Source organism: Pectobacterium quasiaquaticum, from assembly GCF_014946775.2.
In the GTDB taxonomy this organism is placed as follows: Bacteria; Pseudomonadota; Gammaproteobacteria; order Enterobacterales; family Enterobacteriaceae; genus Pectobacterium; species Pectobacterium aquaticum.
Map to the genome: position 1 here is coordinate 3,519,837 of NZ_CP065177.1, position 16,861 is coordinate 3,536,697.

Consider the following 16,861-nt stretch of genomic DNA (forward strand, 5'->3'; position numbering starts at 1 on the left):
CCTTCTACGGATGGTTTACTACGTTTGCACGAAACGGCACCCGGATGGTGCCGTTTTCGTTTCAGGCTTTCCAGCGCGGTACGCACAGACGAATCACTAAACCGCACTGTTCACCATTCTCCGCCTCAATATGTCCACCGTGCGCCAGCACAACTTTGCGGGCAATTGCCAGACCCAGCCCATAACCTTTACCAGATAGCGGTGAATCGACTCGAATGAAAGGATCGAAGATACTGGAGAGCTTGCTTTTTTCCACGCCAGGCCCCTGATCGGCGACCTGAATCATCCACTCCTGCTCATTGCCAATGAGCGACACGGAAACCTGCTGCGTGGGAGCAGAAAAACGTAGCGCGTTGCGCATCACATTATCGACCGCCCTGCGCATCAGCTCTGCATTGCCTTTGATCGTGTAATCTTCTTTTTCATCCGCCGTCAGCAGGATTTCAACACCGGTGACCTGCGCTTCATAGCGAGTATCGTTTACCACGGCCGTCACCAGCCCCAGCAAATCGAAATAGGCTTCCTCAATGCCGGAATGCTCCGTGCGCGACAGCGTCAACAACTCGCCAATCATCTTATCCATCAGCAGCGCCTCGCGTTCAATACGCTGCAAGGAACTCTCTATATTGTCGGTGTTCTGTCTTATCAATCCGATAGCGAGCTGCAAACGCGCCAGCGGTGAGCGCAGCTCATGCGAGACATCATGAAGCAACTGTTCACGCGCGCTGGCCAGGCTGTCCAGCCGTTCGACCATCGAATCGAAATCACGCGCGACATCGCTGATTTCATCATGACGCTTATGCATCACTGGTAGCAGTCGCACGTTCAGATCGCCCTGCGCAACCTGATCAAATCCCGCGCGGATCTGGCTTAACGGGCGTGCCAGACTCCATGCCAATACCGAGCTGAACAGCAGGCCACCAACCCCCGCAATGATCACAAACGGCACAGGCACGTTGAGAAATTCGATTGGACGAGGGGGACGAAACTCGCTACGTAGCCGCTCGGCGTCATAGCGTATCTGATACCACTTTCCGGTTGGGCCGCTGATCTGTTTGATAACGACAGCAGCACGCTGCGCGCCACGTTTCTCCGGTGCAAAAGCCTCGTCGAGCAACGCGTTCTGCGGAGCGGAAACTAATTCCTGTTCCGACAGCGGCAACGGCGATTCCGTGACGGAAATGTATTTCTGCTCTTTTTGCGGCAGCAGCAACATCACATCGTTGAGTTCCCCCAAACCACCGTGTTGCAGCGCCGCAGCGACCAATTCCGTTTGCATCGTCGCAATGCGCGACACCACGATTTCTTCCAGTGGCTTATGGCGCTCACCGTACAGGGAAAAAGACAGCCACAGCAGTTGAGACATGACAAGGAACGTTAGCCAAAACCCCAGCAATATTTTCCAAAAGAGCCTTCCACGCATCATCATTAGCGAATCCGGTATCCCACGCTGCGCACGGTTTCAATCGTCATCATGTTGCCTGGCAATACCGCAAGCTTCTGGCGAATATTGCTGATGTGCACATCCACGCTGCGGTCATACGCTTCACGGCGACGCCCTAGGCATTTTTCGGACAGCTCATCCTTTGACACCACCCGCTCCGGAGAACGTAACAGCAGTTCCAGTAAATTAAACTCAGACGCCGTCAGATCAAACGGCTTCCCACGCCATTCGCTGATGCGCGTGGCAGGGTTCAACACCAGATCGCCGCTGGCGGCTAGGCTCTCGTCGCGCTTTGTGCTCGGCTGATCGTCATAGCGACGTAGTACCGCACGCAGTCTTGCCACCAGCTCACGCGGATAGCACGGTTTGGGCATATAGTCATCTGCGCCCATTTCCAGACCGATGACCCTATCGATATTATCGCCTCTCGCGGTCAGCATAATGACGGGCAATTGCTGGGTTTTTCTGATCTGGCGCAGCACGTCAATCCCGCTCATATCGGGCAGCATGACATCCAGAATCATCGCCGTGTAATCCCCCGATATCGCGCCATCGACGCCCTCTTTGCCCGTCAGCACCCGCGAGGTCGAAAACCCTTCCGCATTCAGATACTCACAGAGCATATCGCCCAGCTCTACGTCGTCATCGACCAGTAAAATATTCATATCCTGTCCTCATTAATCGGGTATACCCTACGTATTCGAGTTGCGGGAAGGAAACGCACAAGCAGCTTGAAGTATGATGGGTATAGATGCTGTATTCTCAGGCCAGACGTGAATATTCGCAGCCAGATTTACTTAATCCTTACCATTTCTTTCAGCAAAGATTACCGCTACCTTTACGGACTCGGGGTAAATTACTCACCTGCGTTATTTATTCCCGTTGATACCCTAAATAATTCGAGTTTCAGGCAGGCGGCAAGCGAGGGAATCCCGATGAGCTTACTCAGGTAAGTGATTCGGGTGACTAAGCGCAGCCAACGCACATGCAACTTGAAGTATGACGGGTACAGATGCATTCATTAAGGACGACTTCCCCTGATGCAATCACGATTTTTTACACGACACCGTACGACGATCGCGCTTGGCCTTATCGCTGCTGCTGTAGTTCTTCATCTGTTTTTCAACAAGCCATCGCCAGCGCCCAATGCGCTTACCACCGCCGCCGAGATTGCGGATCTCGAACAGACCGTGCTCGCTGACGGTAAAATTGAGGCACAGAAGCAGGTTAGCGTCGGTGCACAGGCTTCGGGGCAAATCAAAGCGCTGCACGTCGAACTGGGTGATAAGGTGAAAAAGGGGCAATTGATCGCCGAGATTGATGACCTCACTCAGCAGGACACGCTAAAAAATGGTGAGGCGGCGTTAAAAAACATTCAGGCGCAGCGAGCGGCCAAACTGGCGGAATTGCGTAATAACGAATTAAGCTGGCAGCGTCAGCAAATGTTGATGAAGCGTGGCGTTGGGGCACAGGCCGACTACGACAGCGCAAACGCGACGCTGGATACTACCAGAGCCAATATCGACGCGCTGGACGCCCAAATCATTCAGGCACAGATTACCGTCAACACCGCCAAGGTTAATCTAGGATACACCCAAATTCGTTCACCGATGGATGGCACCGTGGTGGCCATTCCGGTTGAAGCGGGGCAAACGGTCAACGCGATTCAGACGACGCCGACCATCGCCAAAGTCGCTAATCTGGACACCATGACCATCAAGGTGAAAATCTCAGAGGCCGACGTCGTCAAGGTGAAAACCGGCATGCCCGTGTGGTTCAGTATTCTGGGCGAACCGAATAACCGTTACGAAGCCACGCTGAGCTCGATTGAGCCTGCGCCAGACTCCATCAACACGGACTCGACCACAACCTCATCCAGTTCAAGCAGCAGCACCAGTTCATCGTCCAGCACCGCGATCTATTACAACGGCCTGTTCGATGTGAAGAACCCTGACGGCGTATTGCGCATTTCCATGACGGCGCAGGTGTATATTCTGCTGTCTTCAGTGAAAAACGCCATTGTCGTTCCCGCGACGGCGTTAATCTCGCGTGACGGCATGTGGTACGTGCAAGTTGTGAATGCGAACAAGAAGGTTGAATCGCGTCTGGTGACGCTTGGCCTCAACGATAACGTGCGCACCCAGATTCGTTCGGGGCTCAGCGTGGGGGAACAGGTCGTTGTCAGCCCATCGTCCGGCGATGTCGCGTCTACGCATCCTGGCCCACCGATGGGGATGTAACGTATGTCCACATCCTTACTTAAGCTGACCGGTATTACCCGCCGCTTTTCCAACGGCGAACAGGACGTCACCGTCCTCAAAGACATCAACCTGACCATCAATCAGGGAGAAATGGTGGCGATCGTCGGGGCGTCTGGGTCAGGAAAATCGACACTGATGAATATTCTCGGCTGTCTGGATAAACCGTCCGCTGGTGATTATCAGGTGGCAGGACGCGCCGTTGGCGAACTGGATAACGACCAGCTCGCGGAACTGCGCCGCGAGCATTTTGGCTTTATTTTCCAGCGCTATCACCTGCTGAGCGACCTCAGCGCGCTGGGGAATGTTGAAGTGCCGGCCATTTATGCAGGCAAACGTCGGCTCGAGCGCCGTCAGCGGGCAGCAGAGCTGCTCACTCGGCTAGGACTGGAAAGTCGTCTTCACTATCGGCCCAGTCAGCTTTCCGGCGGCCAGCAGCAGCGCGTGAGTATCGCACGGGCGCTGATGAACGGCGGCGGAATTATTCTGGCGGATGAGCCAACCGGTGCGCTGGACACCCACAGCGGCAACGAAGTTCTGAGCATACTTCGCGATCTGCACAGGCAGGGCAATACCGTCGTGATCGTCACCCACGATATGACAATTGCCGAACATGCTCAGCGCATCATCGAACTGCGCGATGGCGAAGTGATTGCCGACCGGCAAACGCGCCCCGAAGAGGCCGCCGTGCCGTCAACGGAAACCGCCAGCTCTCCGGCGACGTCCGCCCTGAATCAGTTCAAAGATCGCTTTATCGATGCGTTTAAAATGGCGCTGCTGGCGATGAACGCCCAGCGGATGCGTACTTTTCTGACCATGCTCGGCATTATCATCGGTATTGCGTCTGTCGTTTCGGTCGTCGCGCTGGGAAAAGGTTCACAGGAACAGGTGCTGGCCGACATCAACTCAATGGGCACCAGCACGCTGGAAATCTTCCCCGGCAAAGACTTCGGCGACATGGATGCCAGCGCCATCCAGACGCTGCGGGCCAGTGATATCCAGCCGCTGACGCAGCAACCCTACGTGCATAGCGTCACGCCTTCTATCTCCACCAGCGTAACGATGCGCTACGGCAACATTGCCGTTTCCGCCAGCATTTCTGGGGTTGGTGAGCAGTTCTTCACCGTGCGTGGCTACACCCTGCAACGCGGCGTACTTTTCCCGCGCAGCAGCGTCGATGAACTGAAGCAGGACGCAGTAATTGACAAAAACACGCGCGATAAGCTCTTTCCCCACGGCGAAGATCCCATTGGGAAAGTGATTCTGCTGGGCTCGCTGCCCGTGCGGATTATCGGCGTCGTCAGCAAGAATCAGGGAGGCTTCGGCAGCGATGAGAACCTGAATGTCTGGGTGCCGTACACCACGGTGATGAAGCGCATGGTCGGACAGTCCTACCTGAAAAGCATCACGGTGCGGGTGAAAGACAATGTGGATATGAACGTCGCGGAGAAAAGCATCACCGCCCTGCTGACGCAGCGGCACGGTACGAAAGATTTCTTTATCATGAACACGGACAGCATCCGTCAGATGATCGAGAAAACCACCACCACGCTCACGCTGCTGGTGTCGATGATTGCCTTGATCTCGCTGCTGGTCGGCGGGATCGGCGTGATGAACATCATGCTGGTTTCCGTCACCGAGCGAACCCGAGAGATCGGCGTTCGCATGGCGGTTGGCGCACGCACCAGCGATATCATGCAGCAGTTTCTGATCGAAGCGGTGCTGGTTTGCCTGTTCGGTGGCATCATCGGCGTGGGGCTGTCGCTGGCTATCGGCGTGCTGTTCGCCCAGTTCAGCAGCAATTTCGCGATGATCTATTCCAGTTCCTCGATTATTGCCGCATTCCTGTGCTCCAGCCTGATCGGCATTATCTTCGGCTTCTTCCCCGCCCGACGAGCCGCACGGATGGAACCGATTCACGCGTTGGAGCGGGAATAGCCATCAGTCAAATACCCCGGTGGACAAATACCGATCGCCACGATCGCAGGCGATTGCCACAATCACGCTGCCGGGGTTTTCTGCCGCAAGCCGCAGTGCGCCAGCCACCGCGCCACCGGAACTGACACCGCAGAAAATACCTTCCTGACGCGCCAACTGCCGCAGCGTATTCTCAGCGTCCACCTGCGCCATATCCAGAATGCGATCGACCAGATCAGCACGAAAAATCCCTGGCATATAGTCCGGCGTCCAGCGGCGAATACCGGGAATGTGGCTTCCTTCCGCAGGCTGTAATCCCACCGTACAAATTGCCGGGTTCTGCTGTTTCAGATAACGGCTGACGCCGGAAATGGTGCCTGTCGTTCCCATACTGGAAATAAAATGAGTCAGCTTTCCCGCCGTCTGCTGCCAGATTTCCGGGCCGGTCGTGAGAAAGTGCGCCAGCGAGTTGTCTGGATTGTTGAACTGATCGAGTGTTTTTCCTTCTCCCGCCAGCACCATCTGTTTCGCCCGATCCCGCGCCCCTTCCATCCCCAGCTTGTGATTCACCAACACCAACTCTGCGCCATACGCGCGCATCGCGGTCTGGCGTTCATAGCTCATGTTGTCCGGCATCAGCAGACGCAGCCGGTAGCCTTTTACCGCCGCAATCATCGCCAACGCAATGCCGGTGTTCCCGCTGGTCGCCTCAATGAGCCGGTCACCGGGGGCAATGTCACCGCGATTCTCTGCCTGCTGGATCATGGAGAGCGCGGCACGATCTTTTACCGATCCTGCAGGGTTATTTCCTTCCAGCTTCAGCCAGATTTCACTGTTTAACCCCTGTGTTATGCGCTGCAATTTCACCAACGGGGTATTGCCAATACACAGCTCAAGCGTTGTCACTTATTAAATCCTAAAAAAACCCACGTCGGCGATCACAGCGACAACAGCTGATCCAGAGAAGGTGCAAAGAAGTAGCTACCGCTGACGGCACGCGTAAAGCGCAGCATGTCGTCACGTTTACCGTCACGATCGCCGAACATGCTCAGCAACTGCTGTTCAATGTTATGCAAACGTGCGCAGTAAGCGACAAAGTAGAGTCCGTTTTTCCCGCTCGCGGTGCCATAAGGCAGGCTCTGGCGCAGAATTTTCAGCCCCTTGCCGTCTTCTTTTAAATCTACGCGGCTAAGATGCGACGTTACAGGGCGTTCATCGGAAGACAGTTCTTCGTTATCCTGCTTCGTACGCCCGATCATCTGTTCCTGCTGTTCCACGCTAAAACGCTGGAGCTGCTTCAGGTTGTGTTCCCAACGCTGGGTAAACACGTAGCTGCCGCCTGCATCCGGCTGGCCCTCAGGGATAATCGCCACGGCGTGACCGGCATCGCCCTGCGGGTTTTCCGTGCCGTCGACAAAGCCGCTTAAATCGCGATCTTCCACCCAACGGAAACCGTGCGTCTCTTCTTCGATACGGATCGCGCTGCCAAACGCGGCCAGTGCCGCCTGTGCCAGCGTAAAATTAACATCATGACGGAGTGATTGGATGTGAATCAGTAGATCGCGCTGCGTGGCTGGAGCAAGCCCGTTACCCAGCGGCGTGAACGGTTTCAGCTCCGCTGCGCCGTGGTTGCAATCCAGATCGCGCCAAACGTCGTTGCCAAATGCCAGCACCGCGCCCAATCCCGCATCAGGATACTGCTGCTGTAACGCTTGTAACGTCTGACAGAATTTTTTGCATCCCTGCCGGATAGCATCAAACTCTCCCTGAATCATCGCTTCCATAAAAATGGCAAAACGGCGGTGTTCCAATAAAATACCGCTTTGAATTGGTGTCATTTCTGCTTCCTCAAGCGTCAGTTTTTTCTTTTGTTGTTATGGTTTACTACGGTCATTATGGCGAATATGGCTGCCGAAAAAGATATCAGGCGGCGCGGGTATCATACCGGAAGCCGCCTGACTTTAACCTTGCGTAAAAACAAATTAGCCCGTTACGAGACGTAACTTAGCTTAGTTGCGCGCCTGCGCGTGCCACACGATTTTGCTCACTTTCCAGGTTTTCAGGATATCGTCGGGCGGCATCAAACCTTCTGGGCCGCTCCACTCGCCGGAATAGACGTAGCTGATATGCGTACTCTGCGGGGCGGCACATTCCACGCTCTGCGCATCGTCACCTTGTCCCAGTTGGCAGGAGTCGAATGCTTTGCTGTAGGTAGTGCTAAAAGCATCACCAATTTTCACGCCACCTGCGCTGCCAATCGCCGGATCCATGACCTCAACTTTGCGTACGCTGCCCTTCGGCTGGCCGCTGACGATCATTTTCACCTCTTTGCCATCCAGCGCCTGATAAAACGCGACCAGTTGACCGTTGGACGTTCCCATTCCGCTACGCAGTTGATAACTGCCATCTAGCGCGCTCTGTAGCGCCCCTTCGGACAGTGGTGTACCGGCATTGATGCCACCGACACCCGCATCGGTAACCTCCAGCGAGCTGCCGAACCAGTTAAACGGCGACAGGCTGGACCAGGAGAAATTGGACAGCGTGCTGCATCCAGTCAGCAACAGCGGTAAACCCAGCACCAGCGATAAACCCAACGGGCGAAAATTCATGGCATGTACTCCTCAAGATTGAACGGCTTCCATCGTCAGCCACCATAGCAAGATGGGGGTTGGAGTCTGCAAGCAACGAAAAGTGCCGTAAAAGACGGGATAATCCTGCGGAAGATTATAAGGGGCATATGGGAAGAAACCTACCAGAACCGCAGGCCTCCCGACATTCGGAAGGCCTGCGAACAACATCAACTACGCTGTGAGGCAAAATCTGTTAAGTCATAACGGTGCGTGAACAGATCGTCCAGCTCAGTCTGGTGCGTAATCGCCACCACGGTACACGCTGGCAACGCCAGCTTGACCAGCGCCAAAAGCTGTCTGGCGGCATCATGATCCAGATTGCTGGTCGCTTCATCCAGATAGAGCGTATCGGGTTTAGCAATCAGCGCGCGGGCAAAGGCGACACGCTGCCGCTCCCCGCCGGAGAACACCCGATCCCAGTTCAGTTGCTCATCCAGACGATCGCGCCACGCGCTCAGCCCGACGCTATCCAGCGTCTGACGCAGCATCTCGCTGTCGGCTAGCGGCGGATGCGGATAGCAGAGGATCTCTGCCAGCGTCCCCTGCCCCAGATAGCTTTGCTGCGGTAACAGCAGGCTACGGCCTTCCAGCGATTGCCAGCAGCCATCGTAATACGGCCACAGACCATTTAGCGTACGCAGCAGCGTGGATTTCCCCAGCCCGCTGCGGCCAGAAAACTTACTCCAGCTACCCGCTTCACAGCGCAGATCCACATTTTGCAGCAGCGGAGAGCCCTGCGGCGTGGTGAAAGAAAGCAGATCAATACGTAAGTCCTGCCCTACCGGCGCATCGACCTGTTCAGACTGATGACGTTTGATTTCGTCCTTGAACTGGCTGAGACGCGCCATACTGGCAGAAAGAATCACGAATTCTTTGTACTTATGGATAAACCAGCTCAGCGCACCGTGCAGCTGCGCAAACGCCCCGCGAATCTGCATCAGCCCGCCCAGCGTTACCGTTTTACTCAGGAAAGCAGGCAGAGCGGCAAAGACCGGCACAATCTGGCTTACACGCATATAGCCTGTGGTGAAGAAGCCCAGATTACGCTCGGCATTCATAAAACGCCCCCAGTTCGACACGATGGCAGAGAAATGCCGCTGAAGATGGCTTTTCTCTTGCGCTTCGCCGCCGTACAGCGCGATTTGCTCGGCGTTATCATGCTTACGTAGCAGCGCCGCACGGAAATCGGCCTCTGCCTTTTGCTTCTCATAATTAATATTATGCAGACGCTTCCCGACCACATGCGTAATCAGGCTGCCGAGCAGCGTATACAGAATAGCGATCCAGACCAGATAACCTTCGATTACCCACTCTTTGCCAAACAGCGTAAAGCGCTGAACGCCCGATAATCCCCACAGAATGACGACGAAAGAGAACAAACGCGCGGTCACGATCAAAAATTCGATCACCAGACTAACGGCTTTGTCGACAAACAGGTTGATATCTTCGGCAATACGCTGGTCTGGGTTATCAATCTTGCCCGCAACTGACATCCGATAAAATGCCCGCTTCGCCAGCCAGCTATCTACCAGCTCGGCGGTTAACGCGGTACGCCAGCGGATAATCAGCAGTTTGGTAAACCACTCCTGATACACGATCGACCCGATATAGAGCAGGATGTAAACGCCGTATTCTTTCATCAGAGACAGCAGCAAATTGCTGTCGAATGCGCCTAACGCATCATAAAACGTCTTACTCCACTCGTTTAACAACACATTGAGATAGACGATCATCCCACCCATCGAAATGGTTACAAGCAGTAGGAGCCATGCCTGCCAGCTGCGTTTGCCGCCCCAGAATGGGCGGCAGAGATCGACAAATTGAGCGACAACCTTCCTCACTCTTTCACCTCTTGCGGCAAGGTGATGTAAAGCACGCGGTTATCCGGGTTATACAGCTTCGCTGACATCGCCCGTACGTCTTCCAGCGTGATGCTATCCGCCAGTTTGGCTACGCTAGTCAGATAACGCGGGTCGTTATAGTGGCGATAGCTCAGGAGCAGACGGCGCTCTATCGTTGTGAGATCGCTCTGACGCCCTTTTTCTGCACGGATGAACTGCGCTTTCTGCTCATCCACATCCTGCTGCGTAATCTTGGTCGGCAGGTCAGCAAAAACTTGCTCAGCCAGCGACCACAGCTCCTGCGCACGTTCCGGCGCACTGGTGAAGCTCACTTCCGTCTCAATACGCTGTTTTTTGTCTTCCAGTTCGCTATCGACACGCATGCGATAAATACCCAGTGCATCATCACGCAGGCTCGTCTTGAGATATTTATTCGCAATATTGCGGGCAACGCTCACCTGCACCGCGGCCTGCGGCGTCCACGTATGCGGCGTGAAGCTCCAGGTCAGGACATCGGCACGCGGTTCGATGTTGATGGCCGAGGTCGCCTCATGTTTACCCGGCAGCGCCAGAGACTGTTTTACCTCGCTGGCAGGCTGACGCGGAATTGTCGCCAGATAACGTTCAACCTGCGGCAAAATTTGTGCAGCAGGCATATCCGCCACCAAATAGTAGGTAACCGGTGCGAAAGCGGCTTTATGCCACTGTGAAAGCAGCGCTGGCGCTGAGATTTGTTTCAGCTCTGCAATTTCAGGCTGCTGCCAGGCTGGCTCACCAAAACGCAGTTTGGCAATGTCACTGGCCCGTTTTCCTGATACAGATTGATCGTCAGTAGCTTTTTGACGCGCCAGGCCCATCATGCTCTCTTTCATCACCTCAGGATCGATACCTGGCGCAACATTCAACTCACGGTATAGCCCCAGCAAATTTGCCAATTGTTCAATCGGGGCGCTCCCGCTCAACGTCAGTTGATCTGCTTCCTGAGCAATACCCAGCGACAGCATCTTTTCCTTTTTCCAGTTATTAAGCGCTTCACCGTTCCATGTTGCAGGCCCGCTTTGGTTTACCAGTTGGCTTGCCAGCTGTACCTGCCACGGATTGGTCGACGTGGACAAATACCCCGCGTCGCTCACTGCCGTCAGGTAGACTTTTTTTCCCGCTTCCGGCGCGCGTAGCCACACAACGCGGTCACCATTGCTCAACTGCCACTGCTCGACCTTCTGCGCAGCGAAGGTTTTCACCGCCGTGCGTTTCCCGCTTTGCGTCACGGCAGGAAGCTCAGGGATGACTTTCTCTTTTTCTACCTGTAACGGTGCCAGCGTCGCGGCAGCCCACTGCGCTTGTAACTTACGAATCGCATCCGGCTTCGGCAAGGTGAACGGCGTCGCGCCCGGCACGCTAAACTGTACTAACGTATCCGGTGACGCTAACCAGCGTTGCCAATGGCGGTTCACATCTTCTGCCGTGATGGTATCCAGTGCTTCCAGCGCGTCTTTACCACGCTGCTGGCTGCCGACATAAGGACGATCCTGCTGCCAGACGGTGGTCAACTGCTGAACCCAATCGGAGAACTCGCGTACTTCCTGCTTGTTAGCCATACGCTGCGCGACTTCACGAATGTCGGATGTGATCTCCGTAATATCTTGCTCGTTTAACGGATAGCGTTTAAACCGCTCAATTTCTTTCAGTACGGCAGACATCGCCGCGTCATGGCCACCCGGCATCACATTCGCGAAGAAGCCCAGCGCTGCAGTGGTTTTACCGATATCGGATTTACGCACCACCAGACTACTGGCGTCTTGCGGCAGTTCCGCTTGTTGCCGACGAACCTGACGCGTTACCGCAGACATCGTAATTTGCGTGAGTAAACGATGACGGTAATCGGATTGGCCAAATGCTTCTTTATCATTGAAACGGTAGACAAACGACACCTGACTGCTGCCGCTTTGGCTATCCTGCAAACGCGCCACGTTGAGCCGCGGTTTCAGTAACGGTTCATAGTAATCACGAACTGGCACAGCAACATTCGGCAGCGATGCAAAATAACGTTGAATTTCGCGTTCTGCATCCGCAGGCGTGATATCACCAATAATCATCAAACGCATATTCGACGGGTGATACCAGCGTTGATAGAAATCCTTCAATACGCTGGCTGGCGTGTCGTTAATCGACGCTTCCGTACCAATCACTGGGCGGGAAGGATAACGAGAGTCATGGCGAATCGCCTGTACACGTTGCTGGTTCATACGTTCCGCTACGCCCAGCTTGCCACGCCACTCCTCCAGAATGATTTTGCGCTCGTCATCGAGATCGCTTTGCAGCAGCTTGGCATGGCCCGTCATCTGGCTCAGCGCCTGCAAGGACGTGCCCAGATCGCGATTACCTTTCGGTGGGCTCATCATGTACATGGTGCGTTCGTAGTTGGTCACGGCGTTATAGCTCTGTCCGCGTCCCCAGCCCTGTTTATGCAGTTCCGTACTCACGCCTTGAGGAAACGCGTCGCTGGCGCGAAACACCATGTGTTCCACCATGTGCGCCACGCCGGATTCGTTGTCTTTCTCATCAATCGAACCAACATCTACAATCAGGCGAACATCGACCCGTGACTTCTGCCCTTCCAGCGGTACGAGGGTGTAGCGAAATCCATTCGCCAGCGTTCCTTCTTTAAAAACCGGCAGCGGACTTTTGATTTCTTCGGCCTGACTCACCAGACTCCCCGCTAACAGGCCGACAGCCGTTAGCGATAACCAGCAACATTTCTTCCAGTTCATAACAACCTTTTCGTTTTTATTTTTGCCTGCAAGGCAATTTCTGAATGCATCAATGCAAAATGCCCCGTCATTCGTCAGCATGTGACGAATGACGGGGCATAGGATTTACCAGGTGTAAGCAACGCCAAGCCAGAACTGACGGCCGGGTTTGTAGGTTACGGTCGTCGTATTAATATTCGTCTTCTGCTGCGTTTCGACCACGTTATCCAGAACGTTCAGCACATCCAGCGTGATATCCAGCGTCTGTTTTTTGTAAACCGGCTGAGAGTAAGAAAAACGCCAGTCGTAGGAGATAAAATCGTCGTATTGGGTGGAGATATATTCTTTCGCATCCCCCGAAAAACTAGGATCGGCGTCACAGGCAGGGCTACCGCCAGGGCATACCGTATTCAATGCCAGCGGCATATATCCTTTATAACCAGAGGTATAGCCTACTCGCTGTCCCCAATTGAGGCGAATTGCTGGGAAGTAAGTATCCACGTTCAGGAAGGCAGTCCAAGGGGTGTTGAAGTCCATCGCATCCATATCACCTTTATACATCAGCTTATCATCAACAATAACCCTGCTCTCATCTGAACTCACGTCATCGTAATAAGCAATCGAGTTAGCTTTATTTTCTGCAATGCTGGCGCCCAATTTCCAATTAACTTCTGCGAAGCTGAAACGATGCGGGCTAATTGGCTCCACTTCCAGAGACAATGTATTCCCTTCCGTCCGTCCAGCATTATTCATCACACGGTAGCGTTGCCCATCAACGGTCTTTGATTGAGCGCCAAACTGATCTTTTCCCTTACGATTAACCCACTTCGCCGTCCACACCGTATTCATCACACGCTGTGATAACCCCAGTGTTATTTCGTCACTGTAAGGTGTGTTTAAATCAGAAATATCGTAATCAAGACCCGCGATTCTTGCAGGGTTGGAAACCCATGGATCGCTGGCTGACGTACGGTTTTGAATAATATTCGTGTTAATCCCCTGACGCAGCTTATACGACAGCATATTCGCGCCATAATAGCGATTCGCCCCACCAAACAGACGTGTTGACCGGTCGCCGAAGACATCATAAGAGGCAGAAAAACGGGGCGCGAAATTCAGGTTCTCCAGAAAATCATCATAACTAGCACGCACGCCGGGGGTCACTTCTACACGGCCAAAAGAAATACTGTCCTGAAGGTAAACGGCGTAATTAGTATAACTTCCCTCAACGGTACGTTCTGGATATAGAGTCCGGCCTTTGAAATATTGTTCCCCGGCAATACAATAGTCATCCCCAGCCTGACACACTGTATTTTTATCAAAAGTTGGTCTTGCTCGGCTTGAGCTAACATCGCTAAAGCGGCGGTATCTTGTATTATAAGAATCAACTTGCCAGCCTAAATCTAACTGATGCTGGGTTCCCCAAATTGCTAAAGGGTTAAGCTCATAGTCCTGCTTTAATGTAATTGTGCTTTTTTCTGTTGCAAACGTTCCGGATCCGCCTATTAATGAATTTTGATAGCTACCAGCAGGAACAGAACTAACCCAGTCAATTTTTTCGGAAATAAAATTATCCCTTGTACTGTAACGATTCCATGTCTGAAAAGAATTTGACTCATGTTCAATTTTATTTTGTTCAGACTGATATCCCGCCAAGCTGATCACTTTCCCCCAGTTGGCATTGTGCTCCCACTCCATATTAAAGCGGTAACCACCACCAGTATTAGTGAACGAACCGTTTTTAACATCTCGTTTATAATATTTTGATTCGTGCGGAGAATACATGCCCATCATGCGAACAATATCACCATTATCCGCCAGATAGACGCCTTTTAGCAGGTAGGTTTCACTCACTCGCTCCTGATCGTCCCACTGTTGCAAATACTGATGATAATAGGGAATATCTGACTGCTGACGGTTATAGGCAAAAATAAAGCCTGCTTTATCACTCAACGGCTGATTAAAGGTGGCTGAATAGAACTGCTTCTTAAATTTTGGTTGATAGTACAAGTTAGTAGCAGAATAGAAGTTTTCGCTAATGTTGGAATCAACGTGATAACTCGTCCAGCTATCGTTCGAGGTACGGTAAGAAACCTTGCCAAATACATTATCCAGTTTAGGGTCCATCAGTTTGGCATCCACCACACCGCCAGTAAAATCACCGTACTTAGCGGATATGTTGCTATCAAATACTTCCAGCGACTCAATCAGCTCCGAGTTAATCCAGAATGACTGTGTCCCACCCGCAGGTAGATCTGTCGCATTGTAACCATCAGGATCGCCATCTAGCTGCCCCTTATTGGCTCCAGGGTTGATATTGCTATTATTCGATAGCCCATCGATCATAAAATTATTGTTATAAAATTTCTCGCCGTGGAACGAGACGTTCTCTGGAGCCAACTCGCCCAGCGTATTGCTGCTATTCGCTGTGTTCGAGAACTGCACAGCAGCGTTATTCTTTAATAACTCCGGTATCGAACCGTTTCCAGTAGGCATCTTTTTAATCTGCTCAGCATTAATGATCTGCGTCCCCATCGACTGGCTGGTCGGGGTTGAGCGGACTAAAATCGTATCTTCGCCGTTTTCCGAAGAGGAATCACCCTGCTGTTCTTCTTCGGTTTCTGCATTGTTTTTCTGCTGATTTTCATCAACAGAGTTGTCGTTTTGCTGTGCGAGCGCAGGCCCTGATAATAATGACAATAGCATCATTAAATAGACGTTCTTATTCATTTATTCAAAATCCCCAATAAGCATAATCATTTGAAAAATAAAATATTATTGTAAATTCCATGTGTAATATTTATTGCTGGTCGTCAACCCGAATGTGTCCATTCAGTTTGAAAACGATGGAAACCACCTGATTCTCCACCGGAGCCTCCGTGCGATAGCGCCAGCGCGCCATGTCTTTCACCACGTCATCGCCAAATACGCCGTCTGGCGTTTCAGACAGAATCTGTACGTTAGTGACCGTACCGCTACCGGTAATATCGAATTTGACGCGTACTTTTCCTTCCACACCCAGCGCTTTTGCCCGAGAGGGATAATTCACGCGGCGATGCAGCGCTTTAAAATTTTGGCTATTGCTTTTCCCTGCACCGCGCGCAGCCTGCCCGCTATCGCTTTCTCCAGCCTTAGCGGTTGCTGCACTCCCCGGCATACCAGCAGAGGCTTGCATTGGTGAAGGCGCATCGCCGGTTTGGCTTGTCGCTACGGGAGACTCACTCTTTTTTTCTGTCTGCTGCTGCGCCACCTGCTGTTGTTCTTTTGGTTTGTTCTCCGGCTTCTTTTCAGGCTGCTTTCTCTCACGCACGGGCGGCTTCTTTTCCGCCACAGGTGTGACAGGCTTGCGCTCAATGACGGGTTGTTTAATAACCGGGTTGGGGTGTTCTGGTAACGGAGGGGAAATCGGTTGTTCTAAAGAAACGGTTTGCGTCGCCACAACGGGAGGATCGGAAGATTCTGCGGTAGGAGGGGATGAATCAGCATGCTGCGTCATTGCCGCAGCCATCATCGTGACCTGCATGCTTCCGCCTGCATTTCCCGCCATATCTTCAATGCTTTCTTTCGGGGAAGAGTGCAATAGAAAGAAAAGCGCCAGCGCCGCATGCGCTACGCAGGACAAAACAAAGAATGCCAGAGAACGCCAGTTAGGCACATCGGCGGTCAGCGTTGCGGTTGGATAGGAATGAGCAAGAGGACGAGAACCCAGCAATACGCTGCGGCCAGTGCGGTTCGCACCCAGCAAAGCCCCCTGAAGATTTTCACGACTCACTATCCAACTCCATCTCTTAAACTTCAACTTCCTGGTGTCAGTCGTGCAATCACAATCTTCCAGGCGATAAAATGTAAGCAAGATCGGAACACGAAAAAACATGTCAAGGCCGATCGGACAACATTAATAAATAATAATACAAATGAGAATCGTTTTACAAATGAAAACTGTTACCCACAAAGTCTAACAAACTGCAGGCAATATCATTACAAATCACAGTAACGCATTGAGGTTAAATGAAAAAAGTGC

The 16,861-nt window shown here is 52.8% G+C and carries 11 protein-coding genes; 2 read left to right on the top strand and 9 right to left on the bottom strand.

Translation table 11 applies throughout. The annotated features are described in order from the left end of the window. Window positions 1-61: 61 nt before the first annotated feature. Window positions 62-1,429: an ATP-binding protein gene (locus IG609_RS16110; RefSeq protein ID WP_193400174.1), complete on the bottom strand. Its 1,368-nt coding sequence runs from the start codon at window positions 1,427-1,429 to the stop codon at window positions 62-64. Then, a complete protein-coding gene (locus IG609_RS16115) occupies window positions 1,429-2,109 on the bottom strand; it encodes a response regulator transcription factor (protein ID WP_193398370.1) in 681 nt (226 codons plus the stop codon). Before IG609_RS16115 ends, IG609_RS16110 begins: the two co-directional genes overlap by 1 nt. Window positions 2,110-2,484: 375 nt before the next feature. On the opposite strand from IG609_RS16115, the gene IG609_RS16120 reads away from it, so the two are divergent. Further along, window positions 2,485-3,684 (top strand): efflux RND transporter periplasmic adaptor subunit, encoded by a 1,200-nt coding sequence (locus tag IG609_RS16120; protein ID WP_193398369.1) that lies wholly within the window; start codon window positions 2,485-2,487, stop codon window positions 3,682-3,684. A 3-nt stretch (window positions 3,685-3,687) separates the two neighbouring features. Continuing rightward, entirely contained in the window at window positions 3,688-5,640 is a 1,953-nt protein-coding gene (locus IG609_RS16125; RefSeq protein WP_193398368.1) for a MacB family efflux pump subunit, read from the top strand. Window positions 5,641-5,643: 3 nt separating this feature from the next. Here IG609_RS16125 and cysM read toward each other — a convergent pair whose 3' ends face one another. The 7 genes from cysM to IG609_RS16160 form a co-directional block, all read right to left on the bottom strand. Next, on the bottom strand, window positions 5,644-6,525 hold the full coding sequence (cysM, locus tag IG609_RS16130; protein WP_193398367.1) for a cysteine synthase CysM: 882 nt from the start codon (window positions 6,523-6,525) through the stop codon (window positions 5,644-5,646). Window positions 6,526-6,557: 32 nt separating this feature from the next. After that, entirely contained in the window at window positions 6,558-7,457 is a 900-nt protein-coding gene (locus IG609_RS16135; protein ID WP_193398366.1) for a Dyp-type peroxidase, read from the bottom strand. A gap of 171 nt (window positions 7,458-7,628) precedes the next feature. Next, window positions 7,629-8,228, bottom strand: coding sequence for an RpoE-regulated lipoprotein (locus IG609_RS16140; RefSeq protein ID WP_193398365.1), 600 nt, complete (start codon window positions 8,226-8,228; stop codon window positions 7,629-7,631). Window positions 8,229-8,416: 188 nt separating this feature from the next. Next, window positions 8,417-10,090 carry an ABC transporter ATP-binding protein/permease gene (locus tag IG609_RS16145; protein WP_193398364.1) on the bottom strand — a complete coding sequence of 558 codons (1,674 nt, stop codon included), beginning with the start codon at window positions 10,088-10,090 and terminating at the stop codon, window positions 8,417-8,419. Continuing rightward, window positions 10,087-12,861: a M16 family metallopeptidase gene (locus IG609_RS16150; protein ID WP_193398363.1), complete on the bottom strand. Its 2,775-nt coding sequence runs from the start codon at window positions 12,859-12,861 to the stop codon at window positions 10,087-10,089. The genes IG609_RS16145 and IG609_RS16150 overlap by 4 nt, the downstream gene beginning before the upstream one ends. A gap of 105 nt (window positions 12,862-12,966) precedes the next feature. Further along, window positions 12,967-15,570 (bottom strand): TonB-dependent receptor plug domain-containing protein, encoded by a 2,604-nt coding sequence (locus tag IG609_RS16155; protein WP_193398362.1) that lies wholly within the window; start codon window positions 15,568-15,570, stop codon window positions 12,967-12,969. A 70-nt stretch (window positions 15,571-15,640) separates the two neighbouring features. Further along, window positions 15,641-16,612 carry a TonB family protein gene (locus IG609_RS16160; RefSeq protein ID WP_193398361.1) on the bottom strand — a complete coding sequence of 324 codons (972 nt, stop codon included), beginning with the start codon at window positions 16,610-16,612 and terminating at the stop codon, window positions 15,641-15,643. Between the last annotated feature and the right edge of the window lie 249 nt (window positions 16,613-16,861).